19 protein-coding genes are annotated in these 18845 nt (G+C 36.1%); 7 read left to right on the top strand and 12 right to left on the bottom strand.

What is annotated here, in order from left to right; translation table 11 throughout:
* Positions 1 to 14 precede the first annotated feature (14 nt).
* Together deoC and QXK50_02630 are read right to left on the bottom strand one after the other, a co-directional pair.
* Positions 15 to 725, bottom strand: coding sequence for a deoxyribose-phosphate aldolase (deoC, locus tag QXK50_02635; protein ID MEM2008058.1), 711 nt, complete (start codon positions 723 to 725; stop codon positions 15 to 17).
* A gap of 15 nt (positions 726 to 740) precedes the next feature.
* Entirely contained in the window at positions 741 to 1736 is a 996-nt protein-coding gene (locus tag QXK50_02630; GenBank protein MEM2008057.1) for a TIGR00269 family protein, read from the bottom strand.
* Between the two features lie 121 nt (positions 1737 to 1857).
* Here QXK50_02630 and QXK50_02625 point away from each other — a divergent pair, with 121 nt between their 5' ends.
* On the top strand, positions 1858 to 3015 hold the full coding sequence (locus tag QXK50_02625) for an MFS transporter (GenBank protein MEM2008056.1): 1158 nt from the start codon (positions 1858 to 1860) through the stop codon (positions 3013 to 3015).
* A gap of 9 nt (positions 3016 to 3024) precedes the next feature.
* Here the strand turns inward: QXK50_02625 and QXK50_02620 are convergent, their stop codons facing one another.
* The 6 genes from QXK50_02620 to QXK50_02595 all read right to left on the bottom strand — a co-directional run bounded on the left by QXK50_02620 (position 3025) and on the right by QXK50_02595 (position 6633).
* Positions 3025 to 3603, bottom strand: a complete 579-nt coding sequence (locus tag QXK50_02620) for a hypothetical protein (protein ID MEM2008055.1) — start codon at positions 3601 to 3603, stop codon at positions 3025 to 3027.
* Positions 3596 to 4297, bottom strand: coding sequence for an energy-coupling factor ABC transporter ATP-binding protein (locus QXK50_02615; protein MEM2008054.1), 702 nt, complete (start codon positions 4295 to 4297; stop codon positions 3596 to 3598). The genes QXK50_02620 and QXK50_02615 overlap by 8 nt, the downstream gene beginning before the upstream one ends.
* Position 4298: 1 nt before the next feature.
* Positions 4299 to 4790: a QueT transporter family protein gene (locus tag QXK50_02610; GenBank protein ID MEM2008053.1), complete on the bottom strand. Its 492-nt coding sequence runs from the start codon at positions 4788 to 4790 to the stop codon at positions 4299 to 4301.
* Positions 4791 to 4863: 73 nt separating this feature from the next.
* Positions 4864 to 5397 (bottom strand): metal-dependent hydrolase, encoded by a 534-nt coding sequence (locus tag QXK50_02605; GenBank protein MEM2008052.1) that lies wholly within the window; start codon positions 5395 to 5397, stop codon positions 4864 to 4866.
* Positions 5398 to 5462: 65 nt separating this feature from the next.
* Complete coding sequence (locus QXK50_02600; GenBank protein MEM2008051.1) at positions 5463 to 6338, bottom strand: ferritin family protein; 876 nt, start codon at positions 6336 to 6338, stop codon at positions 5463 to 5465.
* Positions 6339 to 6417: 79 nt separating this feature from the next.
* Positions 6418 to 6633, bottom strand: a complete 216-nt coding sequence (locus QXK50_02595) for a hypothetical protein (GenBank protein ID MEM2008050.1) — start codon at positions 6631 to 6633, stop codon at positions 6418 to 6420.
* 193 nt (positions 6634 to 6826) lie between these two features.
* Between QXK50_02595 and QXK50_02590 the strand changes: the two genes are divergently transcribed.
* Together QXK50_02590 and mgtE are read left to right on the top strand one after the other, a co-directional pair.
* The gene (locus tag QXK50_02590) at positions 6827 to 7672 is read left to right on the top strand and encodes a radical SAM protein (protein MEM2008049.1); all 846 of its coding nucleotides are present in this window, start codon (positions 6827 to 6829) and stop codon (positions 7670 to 7672) included.
* 277 nt (positions 7673 to 7949) lie between these two features.
* A complete protein-coding gene (gene mgtE, locus QXK50_02585) occupies positions 7950 to 9347 on the top strand; it encodes a magnesium transporter (GenBank protein MEM2008048.1) in 1398 nt (465 codons plus the stop codon).
* A 161-nt stretch (positions 9348 to 9508) separates the two neighbouring features.
* On the opposite strand, the gene QXK50_02580 is transcribed toward mgtE, so the two are convergent.
* From QXK50_02580 to QXK50_02565, 4 genes are all read right to left on the bottom strand, one after another.
* Positions 9509 to 9913, bottom strand: a complete 405-nt coding sequence (locus QXK50_02580; GenBank protein ID MEM2008047.1) for a M67 family metallopeptidase — start codon at positions 9911 to 9913, stop codon at positions 9509 to 9511.
* Between the two features lie 286 nt (positions 9914 to 10199).
* Positions 10200 to 11009 carry an ABC transporter permease gene (locus QXK50_02575; GenBank protein ID MEM2008046.1) on the bottom strand — a complete coding sequence of 270 codons (810 nt, stop codon included), beginning with the start codon at positions 11007 to 11009 and terminating at the stop codon, positions 10200 to 10202.
* Positions 10993 to 11796, bottom strand: coding sequence for an ABC transporter permease (locus tag QXK50_02570; GenBank protein MEM2008045.1), 804 nt, complete (start codon positions 11794 to 11796; stop codon positions 10993 to 10995). Before QXK50_02570 ends, QXK50_02575 begins: the two co-directional genes overlap by 17 nt.
* Complete coding sequence (locus tag QXK50_02565; GenBank protein ID MEM2008044.1) at positions 11793 to 12779, bottom strand: ABC transporter ATP-binding protein; 987 nt, start codon at positions 12777 to 12779, stop codon at positions 11793 to 11795. The genes QXK50_02570 and QXK50_02565 overlap by 4 nt, the downstream gene beginning before the upstream one ends.
* Before the next feature lie 586 nt (positions 12780 to 13365).
* On the opposite strand from QXK50_02565, the gene QXK50_02560 reads away from it, so the two are divergent.
* The 4 genes from QXK50_02560 (at position 13366) to QXK50_02545 (ending at position 18834) form a co-directional block, all read left to right on the top strand.
* Positions 13366 to 14742 carry an ATPase domain-containing protein gene (locus QXK50_02560; protein ID MEM2008043.1) on the top strand — a complete coding sequence of 459 codons (1377 nt, stop codon included), beginning with the start codon at positions 13366 to 13368 and terminating at the stop codon, positions 14740 to 14742.
* Between the two features lie 326 nt (positions 14743 to 15068).
* Complete coding sequence (locus QXK50_02555) at positions 15069 to 16373, top strand: phenylacetate--CoA ligase (protein ID MEM2008042.1); 1305 nt, start codon at positions 15069 to 15071, stop codon at positions 16371 to 16373.
* Positions 16373 to 18226: an indolepyruvate ferredoxin oxidoreductase subunit alpha gene (gene iorA, locus QXK50_02550; protein ID MEM2008041.1), complete on the top strand. Its 1854-nt coding sequence runs from the start codon at positions 16373 to 16375 to the stop codon at positions 18224 to 18226. Before QXK50_02555 ends, iorA begins: the two co-directional genes overlap by 1 nt.
* Positions 18223 to 18834, top strand: a complete 612-nt coding sequence (locus QXK50_02545) for an indolepyruvate oxidoreductase subunit beta (GenBank protein ID MEM2008040.1) — start codon at positions 18223 to 18225, stop codon at positions 18832 to 18834. The genes iorA and QXK50_02545 overlap by 4 nt, the downstream gene beginning before the upstream one ends.
* The last annotated feature ends 11 nt before the right edge of the window (positions 18835 to 18845 follow it).

Here is an 18845-nt window from a genome sequence, read left to right as displayed (position 1 = left end):
TTTTACGTCTATAGCTATATTGCCCTAGTCTCTTTTAGTACCTTGAACTCTTCAATTATCTGTACAGCTGATGAAGTACCAATTCTATTAGCACCTATAGCTAGAGCCATAAGTACATCAACAGCGTTTCTGAACCCTCCAGAAGCTTTTACCTTGATCCTACCCCTAGCCAATTTAACTATTGTGTATACGTCATGTAGATTAGTCTTTGATAATATTCCTGTTGATGTTTTCACGAAATGAGCTCCAGATTCAATAACTAGTTCAACAGCCTTCATCTTCTCTGTGTAACTTAGTATAGGAGATTCTATAATGACTTTGGCTATAGCTCCATACCTTTTAGCTACATCGACAACAGCTACCATATCTTTCAACACTTCATCATATCTGCTACTTTTGAATGCCTGGATATTCATAACCATATCTATTTCTTTAACACCACGAGAGAGTAGCTCTTCTGCCTCCATAACCTTAGTTTTTGTTGATGTAAAGCCCATTGGAAACCCAACAACACTACATATATCGACATCTCTTGACAACCCATTAGACAGAACTTGAAGAGCGTGATAGGGTGAAAGAACGATGCAATTGAATCCATAGTTTCTCGTTTCTTCAATACTCTTTACAATTTCTTCTAACGTTGCTTCAGGTTTAAGCAAAGTATTGTCGATAAACTTTGCCATGTCTTCAACACTTAACCTATTTACAAACGATTCTATATACATTACCTCTACCCCATATCAATTCAAATGAGGTTTCACACAATATGTAGTACATCTAGATCTAGTTATTTCTTTAACTAAGGATCCTTTTGCTTGTCTAAAAGCTTTTTCTGTTAATTTACAGAAGGTACATACATCTTTCTGAGAAATTAATCCACAGATAGAGCATCTACCTAAATCTATAGGCTTTTCCTGACGATCTAGTGAAAATGTTTTTGCATACTTCCTAAGCATAGATATCTTTGTACCTGGTGCCCTATTCTCGATCTCATCTATAAACTTCTTTATAGATTCCTCAAACCCTTTTAAGTTCTTAAATGGACATTCAAGATCTACAAACTCTAAACCTTTCAATATAGTATATAATGCTATATCTCTCTCGTATATCTCGTACATAGGTCTTATCTTTGTAGCAACAGTTTCTTCAACACCAACACTTACAGGAACAAGTTTCTTAAGGAGATTGTAGTCCTGTAAAATAAAGTTCTTAAACAGGTACACCAAAATATCATCAGCATGATGTGCTGTTGCTATAGAATCTGCCTTAGTTTCTAGAGCTACAGCGTTCATAATGTATCTCTTGACTATACCACACAACGAGCACACTCTCTTTGTTCTAAGCTTCGATACAAATTGAGGCAACGTGAATCCAAGATCTATACCTAGATCTATGACTATGCAATCTATATCGAGCTCTCTACAATGCTTTTCTACAACTTCTCTCGATCTTCTAGAATATTCATATATACCTAGATCTATATGCAGTACCGTATAGCTAAACCCTATTCTCTTTGACAATGAATTCATGATATACATCAAACCAACACTATCTTTTCCACCTGAAACAGCTAGAACAACCCTATCTCCTTTCTTAATCATTCTGTGCCTCTTAACAGTCTCTTCGACTCTCGATTCAATGAATTCACTAAAATGCTCAGTACATAGGTTGAGTTTCGCATATCTAACTATTGTGACAGCTGGTCTATCACAATATCGACATCTAACAGATACCAACTACGGAAACACCTATCTTAGGATACTACTCACTGATTACTCACCTTACTATAAAGGCTTAAATATGTGACAGACTCAATATTCTGGAAATAGAAACAGTAATACATGATATGGGTTTAAAATGGATAGATTGATTATAGTGTTTATACTCTTATCCTTAGTTTCTCTAACAGCAGATGTAGCTTATGAGGGTGGTAGGTCTATCTCTGGACAATTTCTCGAGCATCTCAGAGCACCCGCTATAGCTGCAGGTCTTCTTGCCCTAGGCGAATTCCTAGGCTACGCTCTCAGACTTCCCGCAAGTCTTGTCGTATCTATGAGAAGAAGTAGTAAGCTTTTGTGGTCTATAATAATTCTTGGTTATGCACTAGTTGTAGCCATACCTTTCTTAGCTTTCGTTAGTAACTGGTACATAGCATTACTACTCTACCTTATAGAGAGGATTGGTAAAGGTCTTAGATCTCCCGCAAGAGATGTACTAATAGCTGATATAACAGATAAAGCAATAGGTAGAGGAAAGGGATTTGGTATCCATGAACTTCTAGATCAAGTGGGAGCTCTTCTTGGACCCCTTATGGTTAGTTATGCATTAACCTATGGAAAAGGATACTCCTATGCATATGTATCTCTTCTACCTATTGCTCTAATAGCTGTAATTCTGATTACTATTTCTTCCTTTCTATACCCAAATATAGGTTTTGCGAAAAACGGTTCAATCAGATCTCTCGATATAGCTAACAATAGATCCCTCAAAACATATATGATTTTTACAGCACTATTAAGCTTCGGATTAATTCACTGGGGCATAGCTTCATACCATCTGAAGTACACACATGTTGTACCCGAAGGCTATATACCTGCTCTCTACGCAATAGCGATGATCGTTGACGCTCTTGTTGCACTACCTCTAGGTATAGCATACGATAGATACGGTGTATCTATACTCGTATTGATACCCTTGGCCTCAATGTTCATAGCACCACTAATTCTCATATCTAGAAACATAATATTGTTAGTTATAGCCTCAGCTCTATATGGTATAGTTCTCTGTAGTTATGAATCTGTCTTGAGAGCAGCTGTAGCTGATATAGCGTCATCAGTAAATGAGAGAGCATTAGGGTTTGGTTGGCTTGGATTTGTGTGGGGCACGGCTTGGGCTATAGGGAATATTATTGGTGGCGCTCTATACGATTTCTTAGGGCCACAAGTATTGTGCATACTTTATCCTGTCTCATCATTTCTATCACTAATATACTTTATCAAACACTATCTTCAATAACTACTCAGATTACTCTTCTAAACCTCTAGCTCTAATGCTATCTATAGAGTAATTGATCTTCGTTATGAGAGAATTGCCTACAGCTCTAAGTGCATATATATGCTTTAAAGGATTACCTCTAACACTCCATCCTCTAGCTCTTAGAGCATCAACAATATCTACCACATCTCTTAAGGCTAACCTCAAGAAGAGATAGGAAAGCGATAACACATTGAATCCTACAACCTTCCTTATATGCTGAGGAGGTGTTGTAATAAAAAATAAAGCTAGAGATGTAAAACTCGTAAAACCATATAAAAGATTTAAAAAAACTATGAGAGATAGTGATGCAAACAAGTAGTCTATAGCTATAATTATGCTCGAGAGCATTAACCACAACAATAATACACGTAGATACAGACGTAAAGCTCCTACATAAACAAGCATGATTGTATTGAAGATCAGTACAATGATCATTACGTAAAGCCCTAGAGCTCTAGAGACCAATGTCATTAAAACCAAGACTGTCTTTAGATATATAGCTCTATAGCTATGAAGAAATGTTCTACCATACTGAATCTCTAGAACTTCTTCAACAAGTTCAGCCACACAACATCCCCTTAGACGGTATCCCGAACCTCTTTAACATATCTTCTGATAAATTCTTCAATACACCTCTATAGACAATAATACCACTATCTATTATAATCACACTATCAGGCTTGATTAACTCTATGAATCCTGTATTAGTTGAAGCAATAACAATAGTTTTTCCCCTCTCTAAACCATATTTAACAACATTAACAACAGCTTCTACACCTTCACTATCAAGATAATCGAAAGGTTCATCGAGAAGCCATACCAGTTGATCAATAGCTAATACACTTGCTATAGATACTCTTTTTGCTTCACCACCACTAAGTGTAAAAGGATCTCTATCAATGATATGTCTAGGTACAAGCATCTCAACTATATCCATATTTAGATCAACCCCAAGCACTCTAGAACTGAATCTAATTTCATCTTCTACAGAAGCTTCTACAAATCCTGCATAAGGATTTTGCCAAACATAACCAACAAGTTTTGCTATCTCCTTTCTAGAAAGCTTATGTATATCTTTTCCATAAACTTTCACAAAACCTTGTGTAGGCTTAACAAGAGCGCTAATGGTCTTTAGTAACGTTGTTTTTCCTGAACCATTTCTCCCTAGCAATAAGTGAAGTCCTTTACTGATATCTAGCGATATATTCTTTAGTATAGTTTTTCCACTAAATTCAACTACAATATTCCGTACCTCTATCAATCTAAGCCACTCTTCTCATTAGAAACATAACTAGCATTGTACCCAAGATAGATATACTGATTATGCTACCGCTAAAAACCCCTAAAATAGCTATACTTAGCTCTACATTAAACAGTAGATGTAGCAACAAGTATCCAACCATAAATGTCACTATAGCTGTTTGAGCAAGTGACGCAAGGATTACACCATATAGGCTTCTCCTATAGATTTTACCTATAAACCATGCAACTGTACCAGCAAATAGATTTGCTATCGAACCTATAGCTATATCGTATATAGCGTAAGGAGAAAGCATATTAGCAAGAGCACAACCTAATGAAAGTCCTATAGCAGAAGATAATCCAAAGAATTCTAGATATGGTAGAGGCAGTAGAGCATCAGCAATCCTAACTTGTATAGGTCCATAACTTATAGGCGCTAAACCCATTGTTAGAGCGGCATATATTGCTGCAACCATAGCCATTTTAACTATACGTGAATAGCGAAGCTTCATCCTTAGTCCCCACATTATGGCTATTCATGAGCCGGATCTAGTAATAGAGTTGGATTTATCTGTTCTTAGAATTTTATCCATATATCAAGGTTAAAAACTTTAAATAACTGAATATATTATAACCAGATAGCTTGAGAATTAATAGAACTATGATTACTATTGATAAGAACTGTACGAAGTTGTTGAGCAACCTATTGTCGTATCTAGCCTTTAGAAGCGAGATCTTAGTGTTGCCAAATGGCCATATAAGGTACACGCCATCTGCTGTAAGCATATCTAGAAATAGATGGGATGCACCAACAATATATGCTAAGAGCAAGAGGTCTAGAAACTCATGTAACGACATATTTGCTCCAATAGTACGTAAGACTATAGCCATAGACGCTACCAAGAGTAGAGAAAGCATTAAGACACCAATTGGTGAATGTGTATATGGTGTCCTCCTCATACCCTTGTGTCCTGCTAGACTATCTATAAGCCAATTCAAAGCTATAGCAAAAAATAGTGATATAGATATAGCGTAGATTAGACTGTCTATTATATGTAGGTATGTGGATATCCATAGAGCTATAGCGAAGCTAAAGATATTGTGTGTTCTTCTCTTCAATTTGATCAGCCAAGACTGATTACATCACAGTTCAGTGCCGCCTGAGCACATCACCTATATCCTGTTTACTTAATTTCTATCCCTATTAATTTACCTAATATCGAGCCTAATATATAGAGTAGTAGCGATACGCCTAAGATCATAGTTGCGGTCTCTATGAATTCTCTTAAATAGTTTCTATTATGTAGTACAGTTGTATAGAACGTCATATAGGCTACAACAACTATAGCTATAATCACCATAGCCATGAATGCAAAAATCATTGACTTTATAACAAAGTACGGTAAAGCTAGAAGGATAACAACAATCAAGTATGCAATAGATGTATATAAAGCAGATAGCTTGGGATTCTTATAAGCTTCATGTTTAGCTTGAGAATAAGAAGCGATACCCATAGATATAGATGCTGCTACACCAGCTAGAAATCCCGTTAGACCTGCACTAATAGTGTTTTCAAAAGCTCCTAAAGAACCCGTGTATATACCTGTTAATTCTATAAGTGCATCAGAAATACCCAAAGTTATAGAGCCTAGATACCTAACCCTACCTTCATCTATACTTGAAGCAAATTCTGCTTCATGTCTTTCCTCATCATCTATAATCTTGCTTAAACTATCCTTTAAATCAGGTCTGGATTCAGATAATTCTCTATAGATCCTTGATGCATCTGTCTCTCTAGATTCTATAGCCTTTAGTGTAACCGTTAAACCGAAAAGATATAGCATAATTGTGTATAGAAGCACTTTGATCTTGGTGAAATTTGTTGTACATTTTCCTACAACGCTTGTCCAAAACCTATAGTGGTGAAGCTCATCTTCAGCTGCCTTCTCTAAGATGTTTCTATACTTCTTACCCCACCTAGATTTCATTAACGCTCTATATAGAGTGTATGCTTCATATTCATCTCTACAAACTTTATAGAGAATATCACTAGAAGCCATATATAATCACAGTTGTACATCCTTACTACTTATTATTTAATTATTAAACAGGTTTAAAGGTTTGTTTTAATGAATAGTGCTAGAAGCCTTTTACTAGCTTAAGTTCTTTAAGATACTGAACAACAGTATTTGCAAGTTCAGCTATCTCTTCTAAAATCTCTATAGCTTCATCTACATCATCTAGCTTCACTCTGAAAACTTCAGTATGGTTTTCTTCGTATCTACTTATAGTCAATAGACCTAGATCTTCTGAGAGCTCTAGACATACATGTTTCATACATACATGAAAATCCACGGCAATAACCTTTATACCTTTTGTGTACTATCTAGTTAGTTCACCTAGAGATACCTGTTTATAAGATTTGATTCAGCATTAATATTGTGAATTATTTACCTATGATCATTGTGTTCTCGTAAACCTGGTTGATATATCTATGTTTGAAGCTTATTACTTGGTTAAATATAGGGCAAGTTAAAGTGGTAGATGTATGAGAATAAAGGTGCTAGAGATTACTGTAGAGAGAGCTTTATCGAATTCAGGGCTACCTGATATAGATTATGCATTGAATCCCTATATAGGTTGTAGCCATGGCTGTCTCTACTGTTATGCAAAAATGTATACAAATCTTCGTGAAGTTATTGATAACTGGGGTAGTACTGTAGCTGTAAAGAAGAACATAATTGAGGTTTTAATGAAGGAGATTAAGAAAGTCAAGAAAGGAACTATAGGTATTGGAACTATAACAGACCCTTATCAACCTGTTGAAGCTCTATATAGACTCACTAGAAAGGCTATAGAGATTCTAGTTAGTCATGGATTTAAGGTAAGTATTCAGACCAAGAGTTCGCAAATCTTGAGGGATCTAGATCTATTTCTAAGATACAGAAACTTGATAGACATAGGTATAACTATTACTTCTGTAGAAGATACATCACCTATGAATCTGTTTGAACCATATTCATCACCTCCTTCAGCACGTATAAATGCTTTAAAGAAACTCTCTAGTTCTGGTCTCAAGACATGGATATTCTATGGACCTGTAATACCTGGATATAACGACAATTTCGATAAAATTCAGCACGTTTTGAAGATAGCTAGAGAGACCAGAAGCATAGTTTATGTGGATAAGCTTAGGATCAAGAGATTTATGTGGATTGATCATCAGTGGCGTGATATCGCCATTACAAGCTCCAGATATCAGTGGCGTGAATTCTACGTCAAAGTGTCTAAACTGTGTAGAGACATAGGAGTGGAATGTAGACATGGTTTTGAAGAAGATAACGAATATAGGGATTCATATAAGAAGCTTGAGGACTATATTATAAAGAAGTAAACAATCTATAGAAGTCTATTCATTAATCTAGCCATATATTATATCCATTGAGTATCATTTTAGCAATGTTCAAATATAGTGATTTCTCTAAAAATTTACCGTACTACATCAATAGATCTATAGGTAGATCTTTTTCTGACACTTAATGTTCATGATATTTAGGTAGAGAACTCAACTTGATAATGGATAAGCATATCAATCAATAAATCAACCCATAAATACTTACGAAACTATAAAACTTAATATTATGGATAATCTTTACTCTAAAGGCGATAAAATGGCTAAAGTAATGTCTAACAACATAGGAGAAATAGTAGACACTATCTCGAGATTTATTGAGGAAGGTAAACTTGAAGAAGCTGCCAAACTATTTGATTCTCTTGATCCTCCTAAAGCTATGGATATTGTTTTAAGACTTGATAGCGATGAGAGAATGAAGCTGTTTACAGCTACAGAACTTGATAATCTGGTTGAAGTTTTAGCCCGTCTACCCGATGAGATTATGTATGAAATTGCTTCTGTTAAAGGTATTGACGATATAGCTAAGATTTTAGCTAAACTACCTGTAGATGAAATTGCTGATGTTCTCTTTAAACTTCCATCTAAAATGAGGACTGAGCTACTAAAGGTTCTACCAAGCGGACTTTCATCAGAAGTTGCAAAGGTTATGAAGTTTCCACCTGAAAGTGTTGGAGGTATAATGACTACTCAGGTACCTGTTTTTGAAGAATATATGACTGTTGGCGAAGCCATAGATCTATATATAAGTAAGATGAAGCTTGGTCTCTACGATAAACATAACCATATATATGTTGTTGATAGAGATAAAAAACTTGTTGGATACATTGATGTAAAGATGCTTTTAACAAGACCTAGAGATATAAAGCTAAGTAAATGTGTAGAGAAAGTACAAATACATATAGATCCCTTCAGCGATAGAGAAGAAGCCGCCAGAATAGCCATTGCCTACGATCTTGTAGAAGTCCCAGTTGTAGATCTCGATGGACGATTCCTAGGCATAGTATCTCTAGATGATCTTCTCGATGTAATGGTTAGCGAATATTCAGAAGATCTTCTGAAGTACGGAGGTTTTATAGAGACTATACGTGGTAGCTATATAGCTTTACATCCATTCAGATTAGCTATCCGAAGAATACCTATGTTGATATATCTATACCTTATAAATATGGTGACAGGAGGAATAGTTGCCACATTCGAGAACGTTATCCAGAAAGTAGCTGTACTTGCAGCCTTCATGCCTATGTTGGCAGATAATTCAGGTAACATAGGTTCACAAGCAACAGCATTAATTTTGAGGAGTCTTGTTACAGGAGAGATTAGATTATCTAGAAGCGATATAGCTAAAGTTATATTCAAAGAATTTGTAACAACAACATTTATGCTCATATTTTTAGCACCTTTAGCATTTGTGATAGGTTTCGCAATACCATGCATTAGTACAATGAACTTGATGTATTCACTAAGAATAGCGTCTGTTGTGTCAATAGCTTTAGCAGTATCTTGTTATGTAGCTGATATTGTTGGATCGTTACTGCCGATAATACTAGCTAAAATGAAGATAGATCCTGCAACAGCTTCAGCACCGGTAGTAACGAGCATAGGAGATATTGCTACTGTATCAACATACTTCTTAATAGCTACAACATTAATCTAATATCGATTCCCAATTTACTGCTTCAGGTTTAAGACTAATAATTCTTGAGTTTAACCATATTCTCGACAAGCTTTTGAATAACTGTCTACTGTATATCACTACCATCTATGCTCTTAATCATAGTCTGAGAAGCTCTACTGATTATCTACTACAGGGTATAGTCATTGTATAAACTCTATATAGACTTCTTCTAGAGATTCGTTGTGGATTATCCATGCTTTATACTCTCCACTATAACTATTGATTATAATCCATGGAATCCTCCACAACCACATACCTTTTCTATCTTCGGAACTTGGTTTAGGTGGAGCTGGATGACTATGTATTAATGTTGTTATCTCTTTACCTCTTTCTTCAGCTAGACGATATGTGTCGAGAATACATTGCGGATCAGCTACAAATCTTGATAATGGTTCTAGAGCTATATTTCTGCACTCATTTACATACTCAACACTATATACACCTTCCTCTACTTTCCCTATACCTATAAACACTTTCTCAAATGGATAAGCTATACACTGCTTTACTATATTTTCTAGCAACTTTCTATCTATAACAAGCTTCATCACATCATTACCCCAACTTATATGTTTAATAACCTATCTTAAACAAATACTTTATATTACAATGATAAATATTAAGTTAGTCTAGATAAGAACATTAAATACTCTTCTCATAGAGAAATTCTCTCTATAGCTCCTATAATCAATACACCTACAATTTTGTCTAGATTCTAACAGCTAGAGACCTCATCTATATATAAAGAAATCTGTATACTATTTGAAGAAAGATTCACAGAGTATATCGCTCTATTCAGAATTTCTCTATATTGAGATAATGAATCACTATGGACTACCATAATGTTGTAACCCTTACGCCTTCACGCATGATCTTTTTCAATTGGTATCTAAAGTAGATTATGGATACAGCTAGAAATGTTAAAGAGTATAGCGTTCCTCTAATGCATAGTTCATGTATACTCATTATTGTTGGTGACTTAAGAAGAATATACCTTATAATTTCGGCTGGATAACTAAATGGTGTCATTAATGCAAATGTCTGTATAGGTTTCGGTAAATTGATTAGCGGTGTGAGTCCACCAGTAGCTATCGGTGTTATAAAGCCTATGATCTCCATTACGAATCCTGTTACTCCACTTGATAACATTGTTCCTCCAAGTACTAATGCATAAGATACCAGGTTTGTTGTAAGTAGTATGAATCCATAGATAAACAGTCTTAAATCGGATATCTGTAGTTCTGGAGGTCCCCATACAACTGTTAGTAGTAGATAGTTTATGGACATAGCCATAGCTATCCATATAAACGATATAGGCATTATCCCTAAGTAGTGACACAGAAATCCGCTTCCGCTAGCTATATAGTATTCGAGTCTTCCATCATTTATCATCCACCTTATTTCTGCTGCCCAATCCCATGTGGCTACACTATAGAATAAGAATATCAGTATAGCTGTAAAACTGTAGGCTGAGGCTACCCTAGGATTGAAGCTGGAATCAATGAATAGAATTATTGGTGAAATGAACAGCATAAACCATATGGACATACTGACGAGACCAAACACAAATCCTTTGCTTCTCAGTAGATCTGAAACAGCATAGGCTTTGAAAACCATGTAGACTCTCTTAATGAGCTTTAACACCTTCTCTCACCTTCTTTTTCTCCCAATAGTTTATGCTCTTCCTACCTAGAGGTACATATATCGCTGCAAGAGCTATAGAGAGTCCAAGGAGAACAACAATATCTATGCTAGCTATACCGATGAGTAGTCTCTGTACTAATTCAACTGTATATGAAGACGGTATAGAATAGCTTATTAATCGAAGTACTAAAGGCATAAACATTCTTGGATAGTATGCACCTAGAAACACAAATAGCAAGGGTCTAACTATGCTGAGGATTCTCCAGCTCTCACTAGCTACATGCATTAATCCAGAGATAGCTATACCTAAGGGCGTCATAACTAGAGCACCAATAGCTGAAAGAGCAACAACAACTATTGTTAGAGATACTCCGTATAGACCATAGAAAGCTACATATATAGGAAGTATGCTTGTGAAACCCATCATAAGGAGAAGAGTTAGCCTGGGTATAGGCATAGCCATAAATAACTTCAACTTATTCACAGGAGATGCAATGATATACACTAGCGTACCTATCCACGAATCACTCAAAGGTCTCCAAAGTATATCATCTACACCAGTTGTTATAGCCATTATCATGTAGCTTGCAGTAACCATAAATACTATGGGATCTATACCAACTCTTTCTACAAAAGATTGTGGAGATCCTGCAGAAAATCCTACAAATAGTGTTAGTCCTGCAAAAAGGTATGGATAGATTATAATAGCCATTAACGCTGATTTCCTTCTCATAACCTCGCTGTAGACAAGCATATATTCAGCTTTAAGCAGCACTATGAAACTCAACTAGATCCCTCGCTAAAGTATATAAACACATCTTCAAGTGTCGGTTCTTCTATTCTAGCAGATAGAATCTCGAAACCATTATTTATGAACTTTCTAACAGTTTCGTTAAATACTTCTTCAGGTCTATGAACATGAATTCTAACTTCATAGATACCATTCTCTTCCTTAAACTCGTACTTTTCCTCTAAATCCTTTAGAACTTTATCTATGGATCCTTTTCCCCTGATATCCAATGTAATTACCTTAAGCTTTGGTATACGAGACTTAAGCTCTTGTGGTGTACCATCAGCTACTATTCTTCCCTTGTTTATTAAGAGAATCTTATCACATACGAGTTCAGCTTCAAACATATTGTGAGTAGTATACAGAATAGCTTTGTTTTCTCTATGAGCCAAATCTTTAACGAGCTCTCTTATCTTTCGTGCACTAGGTGGATCTAGCCCTAGTGTAGGTTCATCAAGAAGAAGTATAGGTGCATCACTTAGAAGAGCTCTAGCTAAACTTAATCTAGCCTTCATTCCTAAACTAAACTCTTCAAAGAGCTTATAATCGCCTCCAAGTTTGTCGAGCTCTAGAAGCTTCAGCAAATAATCTATTCTTTCTCTAGATCTCTTACCATCTAGCCCATAAAGTGCCGCAAAGTATTCTAGATTCTCTCGTCCAGTCAATTTACCATAGAATCCTTTCTCAACCGACAACATTATGCCTATTCTCTTTCTAACCTCGTTCTGCTCTTCAACAACATTATAGCCAGCCACATAAGCTTCACCATCATCTGGAAGAAGAAGTGTCGATAATATTTTTATTGTTGTTGTTTTACCAGCTCCGTTAGGTCCTAGAAGACCCACAACCTCGCCATAGTCTACACTAAAGCTCACCCCCTTTAAAGCATCAATGAATTCTGTGATAGACTTGAGAATCCCTAGCCTCTTTTTAACTCTATACCTCTTGATAATGTCTCTAACCTCTATAGCTTTAGTCAATACTATACACCAGTAGCATACCTATTGATGTATTGATGGTTATGTAGCACACTAAACCAGATTGTTACTACAGCTATATATAGGCTACTGCAAACATTTTTCATAAACTGACTAACTCTAATTAACCCTCTTAGTTTATATAGTTTAGCACATTAATCACTATCTTGGTGGTGCATAAACATGAGTAGAGATGTAGAAAAGAAGGAGGAAACAAAAAAGAGTAGAAGAGGATGTAGTAGAAAACAAAAAGGTAGCTAAACAGTCTAATAAAGTAGATCTGTTTTAATATGAATACTTTTTATCCAGATATATTAGGTGACTATAAATCAATTGCGTATTGTAGCTGCTTTCACTTTAGCTATTAGAGAGTCTCTTCAGTTCCACCGATACAGATCATCTATCTTGTCTATACAGAAACAGACTATCAATAAGTTTTACGCACTAGATTAAAAACAATATGTGTTACAGATTTATGTTGAGTATTGATGATTATTGCTTTTCTAGTATTGTACCTATTTACCATGATATAGATTTAAATGGTCTAATATCACTAATTTACTCTTTTAGAGCTAAAAGGTTAAGCGATATGCACTTTTCAATAGGTATCGACGAACTCAATAAACTTCTTCCAGAGCTACTTTATCCTGGATCTATGGTTGTTGTTGCTGGTCATCCTGGTTCAGGTAAAACAACACTTGCATCAACAATATGCTACTCAAATGCATTAAGAGGCCACAGATGTCTGTATGTATCTTTTCAAGAGACTAGGGAAAAGCTCTACAGGGTTATGAAGAATCTTGGCATAGATTTCTATGAACTTGAGAAGAAAGGTCTATATGTATTTATTAGAATACCTATTATGAAGAATGTTGAAGAAGCTGTAGAATCTATTAATAGAGCTATATCTAGTTGGAATCCAAAAATTGTTGTAATAGACTCTATAAATACTTTGCTTCAGGTTGTGGAGTCTCCTGATAGAAGAGCATGGTTACAGAACTATTTCTATGCTATTCCTGATATAATAAAGGGTATCGCTATCCTTGTTGCCGAACTTCCTATGGATATAGAAAGAGTTGAGATTGGCTCTATAGAGTTTGTGGCAGATGTTGTTCTAATTCTTAAGCATAGGATTGAGCGAGGCTTACTCACTAGATACATAGAGATTAGAAAAGCTAGAGGAGTACCCGTAACTTTAGCAGAAATACCTTATACAATATTGACAGACAAGGGCATAAAGGTATTTGTACCTCCCATACTTTCTGAAGTAGGTAGACCGGGAGTAGAACTTGAGCCTCCATGTAGATCACTTAAAGAAGTTCTAGACCATATACATATGGGACACAGCATATATATTGAGTATCCAGCAGATCTAAGAGCTGTAGAAGCAGCACCTCTCATACTTGGAATTGCTTTTAGAAACAAACTAAAAACTCTGATCATAAGCTACCTCTACTCTCCTGAAACAATGACTGAACTACTGCTAAGGGTTTTTAAAAGATTTTGTAGTGATGTAGATAAAGTGAGGACTATCTTACAAAAGAACGTTATTCTCAAGAGCATGAATCCTTACGCCTATAGTATTTCAGAAGGTCTCGCTAAAGAGTATAGCCTAATAAATGAAGCTACGGCCGATGTTATTGTATTTCATTCTGTAGAGATACCGGCTATTATTGAGTATCGTGATCCAGTTTATATCTCATCTCTATACAATCAGGTAAATATACTTAAACAAAAACATAAAATTGTTGTTAGAATTGCATCTAAAATCAACGATGAATTAAGCAACATATTTTCGGTACTATCCGATATAGTTATGAAGTTTATTCCTACAGAGAACAAACAAAACTATAGACTCTACATATGGAGGAGAGGAATGAGGTCTTTTGTACTTGATAACAATGAAGTAAATGAATGTTTAGAGGAAATATCTAAACATTTATGCATTATGGATGAAACCTCATAGCTGAAGATCTACACCTCTAGAGTTCTACAGTATTTGTATTGCTGAATATATTGATTTCTTGATCTTATGCAGATTACTTGTGGTATAGTATTTTTAATCAACAAGTGTTTACAGAAATAAACCTTTTAAACCCCTTTAAACGTAACGTAAGTTTTTGGTGTTAATTATTGTTCGAACAAAAACAAATATAAATGAATTGCACGAAAATAGATCAATACAGGTTGTGTTGAAGAAAAAGATTGAAACCCCCTCTAGAAAGTTTCACCACATGTGTACCACATTTGCTGAATTCTATATAGATCTCTTCTCTTAAAGGGTGATTCTATATGGATATCCCTATGTTGAGTCCTAGTCTAGAATGTATCCAGCGTAGTGATCTAAAAGAACTACAGCTAAAGAGATTGAAGAACCAGCTAGTTAGAGTATATGAAGGAAGTTACTACTATCGTAGAAAGATGAAGGAGTTGGGTGTTTCTCCAGATGATATAAAATCTCTCGACGATTTAAAGAAACTACCATTTACAACAAAAGACGATCTAAGAGAGAACTATCCTTACGGTACATTGGTAGTCGACTTATCTGAAGTTGTTGAAGTTCATGGAAGTAGTGGAACGACAGGCAAGCCTACACTCTCATTCTACACAAGAAAAGATTTAGAGAATTGGAGTGAATTAATGGCTAGAAGCTTAATGGCTATAAATGTAACGAAACACGATATTGTGTTTATAGCATACAACTACCACATGTTTACTGGAGGACTAGGTTTTCACTACGGCGCTATAAAGATTGGCGCCACAGCCATACCAGCAGGTGTAGGTTATTCACAACGCCAAATAATGATGATAAAGGATCTAGGGGTAACCATGCTCACTTCCGTACCAAATTATGCTCTTAGGCTTGCTGAAGTTGCATATGAAATGGGTATAGATCCTGCAAAAGACACAAAAGTAAGAAAAGGAATGTTTGGTGCAGCTCCTTGGAGTGAAGAAATGAGGGCAAGAATAGAGAAGGTTTGGGAAATGAATGCCTATGATATGTATGGTATGAGTGAACTCTATGGACCTGGAGTTGCATGTGAATGCTTATTTAAATCAGGTCTTCATGTGTGGGAGGATCATTACTTGGTTGAGGTTATTGATCCTAAAACGGGTGAGCCTTTAGAACCGGAAGAAAAAGGAGAACTAGTGGTAACAACATTAACTAAAGATGCAGTACCATTGATAAGGTATAGAACAAGAGATATAACAAGAATACTAGACACAAAATCATGCAGCTGCGGAAGAACACACATAAAAATAGATAGAATACAGGGAAGAACAGACGACATGTTCATAATAAACGGAGTAAACATATGGCCATCAGCAATAGAGGAAGTTATCTTGAGGGAGCCAATGGTTGCACCATTTTATCAAATAGTTCTTGAGAGAGAAGATGCTCTAGATAAAATGACTGTGATTGTAGAAGCTATAAAGAAGTTGAGCGATAGCGAGAGAGAGGCTTTAGAGAAAAAGCTTCAGAGAGATTTGAGGGAAACAATAATAGTTACACCTATAGTTAGGATTGTTGAGCCTAGTTCTCTACCTAGATTTGATGGAAAGCCCAAGGTTGTTATAGATAAGAGGTCTATTTGATGGTTAAACATGTCCATAGGATTTTAGGTGAGTCTAGCACTACTGTTTTTCTTTTAGGTAATGAGGCTATAGCTAGAGGTGCTATAGAGTATGGTATAGGTGTAGCTGCAGCATATCCAGGTACACCATCAAGTGAAATTATAGGTACTCTTGCTGAAGTAGCTAATGAGTTGGGTATCTATGTTGAGTGGAGCACAAATGAGAAAACGGCTTTTGAATTAGCATATGCTGCCGCCATGAGTGGTGTCCCAAGTTTAACAGCTATGAAACATGTAGGTCTTAATGTAGCTTCTGATCCTCTTATGTCTAGCGCATATACTGGGGTTAAAGCTGGTTTTCTGATAGTTTCAGCTGATGATCCTTACATGCATAGTAGTCAAAATGAGCAAGACAATAGATGGTATGGTCTTCATGCATACATACCTGTTCTAGAGCCTTCTAATCCTCAAGAAGCTAAAGAGCTTACGTATCTAGGTCTAGAGCTTTCGGAAAAATTTCTTCATCCATTTATTCTTAGATCTGTAACTAGAGTTAGCCACGCTAGAGCTCCAGTAAAACTTGGTTCTCTAAGAACTCCTCGAGTTTCAGGATTATTTCCACGAGAACCAGAGAGATGGGCTGTAATACCAGCCCATGCAAGAAAGATGAAGGTAGAGTTGGTTAGGAAATGGAGAGAGCTTGCCGAGGTGTTAGCTGATATTCAATACAATAGAGTTGAAGGTGATGGAAAACTTCTTGTTGTTGCTTCTGGTGTAGGTTATGCTTACTCAAGAGATGCATTGAAGCTTCTTAAAGTAGAGGCAAGGATACTAAAGATCTCAACACCTGTACCTCTACCAAATAAACTGGTCGCAAAAGCTGTTGAAGGTGTTGAGAAGATTCTAGTGGTAGAAGAGACAGATCCTATAGTTGAGATGCAGTTAAAGAACATATTGTTCGATATGGATATCCATGTAGAGATTCACGGAGAAGATCTAATCGGTAGGATAGGTGAGTTAACAATAGATAGAGTTGCTCAAGCTATAGCTAAGCTATGCGGTATCGAGTGGAGTCCACCGAAACCCATCGAGATACACATTGAGATCCCGCCTAGACCTCCAGTACTCTGTCCTGGTTGTCCTCATAGAGCTACATTCTATGCTTTAAAACTTGCCTCTAGAAAACTTGGTGTAGACCCCATCTATACTGGAGACATAGGATGCTATAGCCTAGGAATAGCACCTCCATACAGAATGCAAGACACAATAATAAATATGGGTGGAAGTATAGGTCTAGCTAATGGGTTTTCCCATACTGTTAGAGATAGACCTGTTGTAGCAATACTTGGAGACTCTACATTCTTTCACGCAGGTATAGCACCTATGATAAATGCTGTTTACAATAGATCCCCAATGCTTATATTAGTTCTAGATAACGAGACAACAGCTATGACCGGTTTCCAACCTCATCCAGGTACAGGTATAACTGCTAGAGGTCTTCAGGGAAGAAAAATCGGTATAGAGGAAATAGCTAAAGCTACTGGTGTAGACTATGTTAATGTATTCGATCCATATGATATAACCAAAGCTATAGAAACTCTAGTGAAAGGTCTTAGAATTGTCATGGATGGAGGTATAGCTTTACTAGTTTCAAGAAGAATCTGTTCATTACTTGCACTACGGTTAGGTCTCATAAAGAGTCGCTATACTATAGACTCAAATAAATGCATTGGATGTCTATTGTGTGTAAAATCACTTGCTTGTCCAGCTATTGTTGTAGGAGATGCTAAACCATATATAGTCGAATCTCTATGTCGTGGATGTGGCGTATGTGCACAGATATGTCCTGTTAAAGCTATGGTGAATAAGGAATGAAGATAGATATCGTATTATCTGGAGTAGGTGGACAAGGAATAATAACTATGGGTGTCGTTCTAGGTAATGCATGTACTAAGCTAGGTGTAAACATTAAGACTACTGAAACCCACGGAATGGCACAGAGAGGAGGATCGGTAGAGGTTTTTGTTAGGATAGGTGATATAGAGGCTCCACTCATACCTCTAGCATCAGCAGATTACGTTGTTGTTCTCGAAATGATTGAGGCTCTTAGAGCTATTCGTTATCTCAAGAAATGTGGCTGGATGATCTTAAGCGATCTATATCTACCTCCACCAGGTATAGAGAATATACCTACAAAAAAACAGGTAATAGATGTTCTCTCTAAATCACCAATAAATATCTTAACTATAGATATGCAAGATATAGTTAAGGAGATAGGTGATACAAGAACAATTAACATGATCATGCTTGGAGCACTTTTAGCTTTTCAAGAGATATCAAGCATAATACCAATAGAGATTGTTGAAGATGTTGTTGAGCATATCTTGGGTAAAACAAATAGATTTGCCTTAACTGCAGGATATAGACAAGCTCTAGAGAAACTCGATAGAAAAAATTATGTAAGCAACTGTATATCTCTGTAGCTATCATACAA

Source organism: Ignisphaera sp. (assembly GCA_038831005.1).
Lineage (GTDB): Archaea > Thermoproteota > Thermoprotei_A > Sulfolobales > Ignisphaeraceae > Ignisphaera.
The sequence above is the reverse complement of the archived record's forward strand: the minus strand, read 5'-3'. Positions and strand labels throughout refer to the sequence as shown.

Bases quoted from the DNA above. Each gene is read 5' to 3' on its own strand.
- deoC (MEM2008058.1), bottom strand. From the start codon at position 725: ATGTATATAGAATCGTTTGTAAATAGGTTAAGTGTTGAAGACATGGCA.
- QXK50_02625 (MEM2008056.1), top strand. From the start codon at position 1,858: ATGGATAGATTGATTATAGTGTTTATACTCTTATCCTTAGTTTCTCTA.
- QXK50_02610 (MEM2008053.1), bottom strand. From the start codon at position 4,790: ATGAAGCTTCGCTATTCACGTATAGTTAAAATGGCTATGGTTGCAGCA.
- QXK50_02600 (MEM2008051.1), bottom strand. From the start codon at position 6,338: ATGGCTTCTAGTGATATTCTCTATAAAGTTTGTAGAGATGAATATGAA.
- QXK50_02590 (MEM2008049.1), top strand. From the start codon at position 6,827: ATGAGAATAAAGGTGCTAGAGATTACTGTAGAGAGAGCTTTATCGAAT.
- mgtE (MEM2008048.1), top strand. From the start codon at position 7,950: ATGGCTAAAGTAATGTCTAACAACATAGGAGAAATAGTAGACACTATC.
- QXK50_02580 (MEM2008047.1), bottom strand. From the start codon at position 9,913: ATGAAGCTTGTTATAGATAGAAAGTTGCTAGAAAATATAGTAAAGCAG.
- QXK50_02560 (MEM2008043.1), top strand. From the start codon at position 13,366: ATGCACTTTTCAATAGGTATCGACGAACTCAATAAACTTCTTCCAGAG.
- QXK50_02555 (MEM2008042.1), top strand. From the start codon at position 15,069: ATGGATATCCCTATGTTGAGTCCTAGTCTAGAATGTATCCAGCGTAGT.
- iorA (MEM2008041.1), top strand. From the start codon at position 16,373: ATGGTTAAACATGTCCATAGGATTTTAGGTGAGTCTAGCACTACTGTT.
- QXK50_02545 (MEM2008040.1), top strand. From the start codon at position 18,223: ATGAAGATAGATATCGTATTATCTGGAGTAGGTGGACAAGGAATAATA.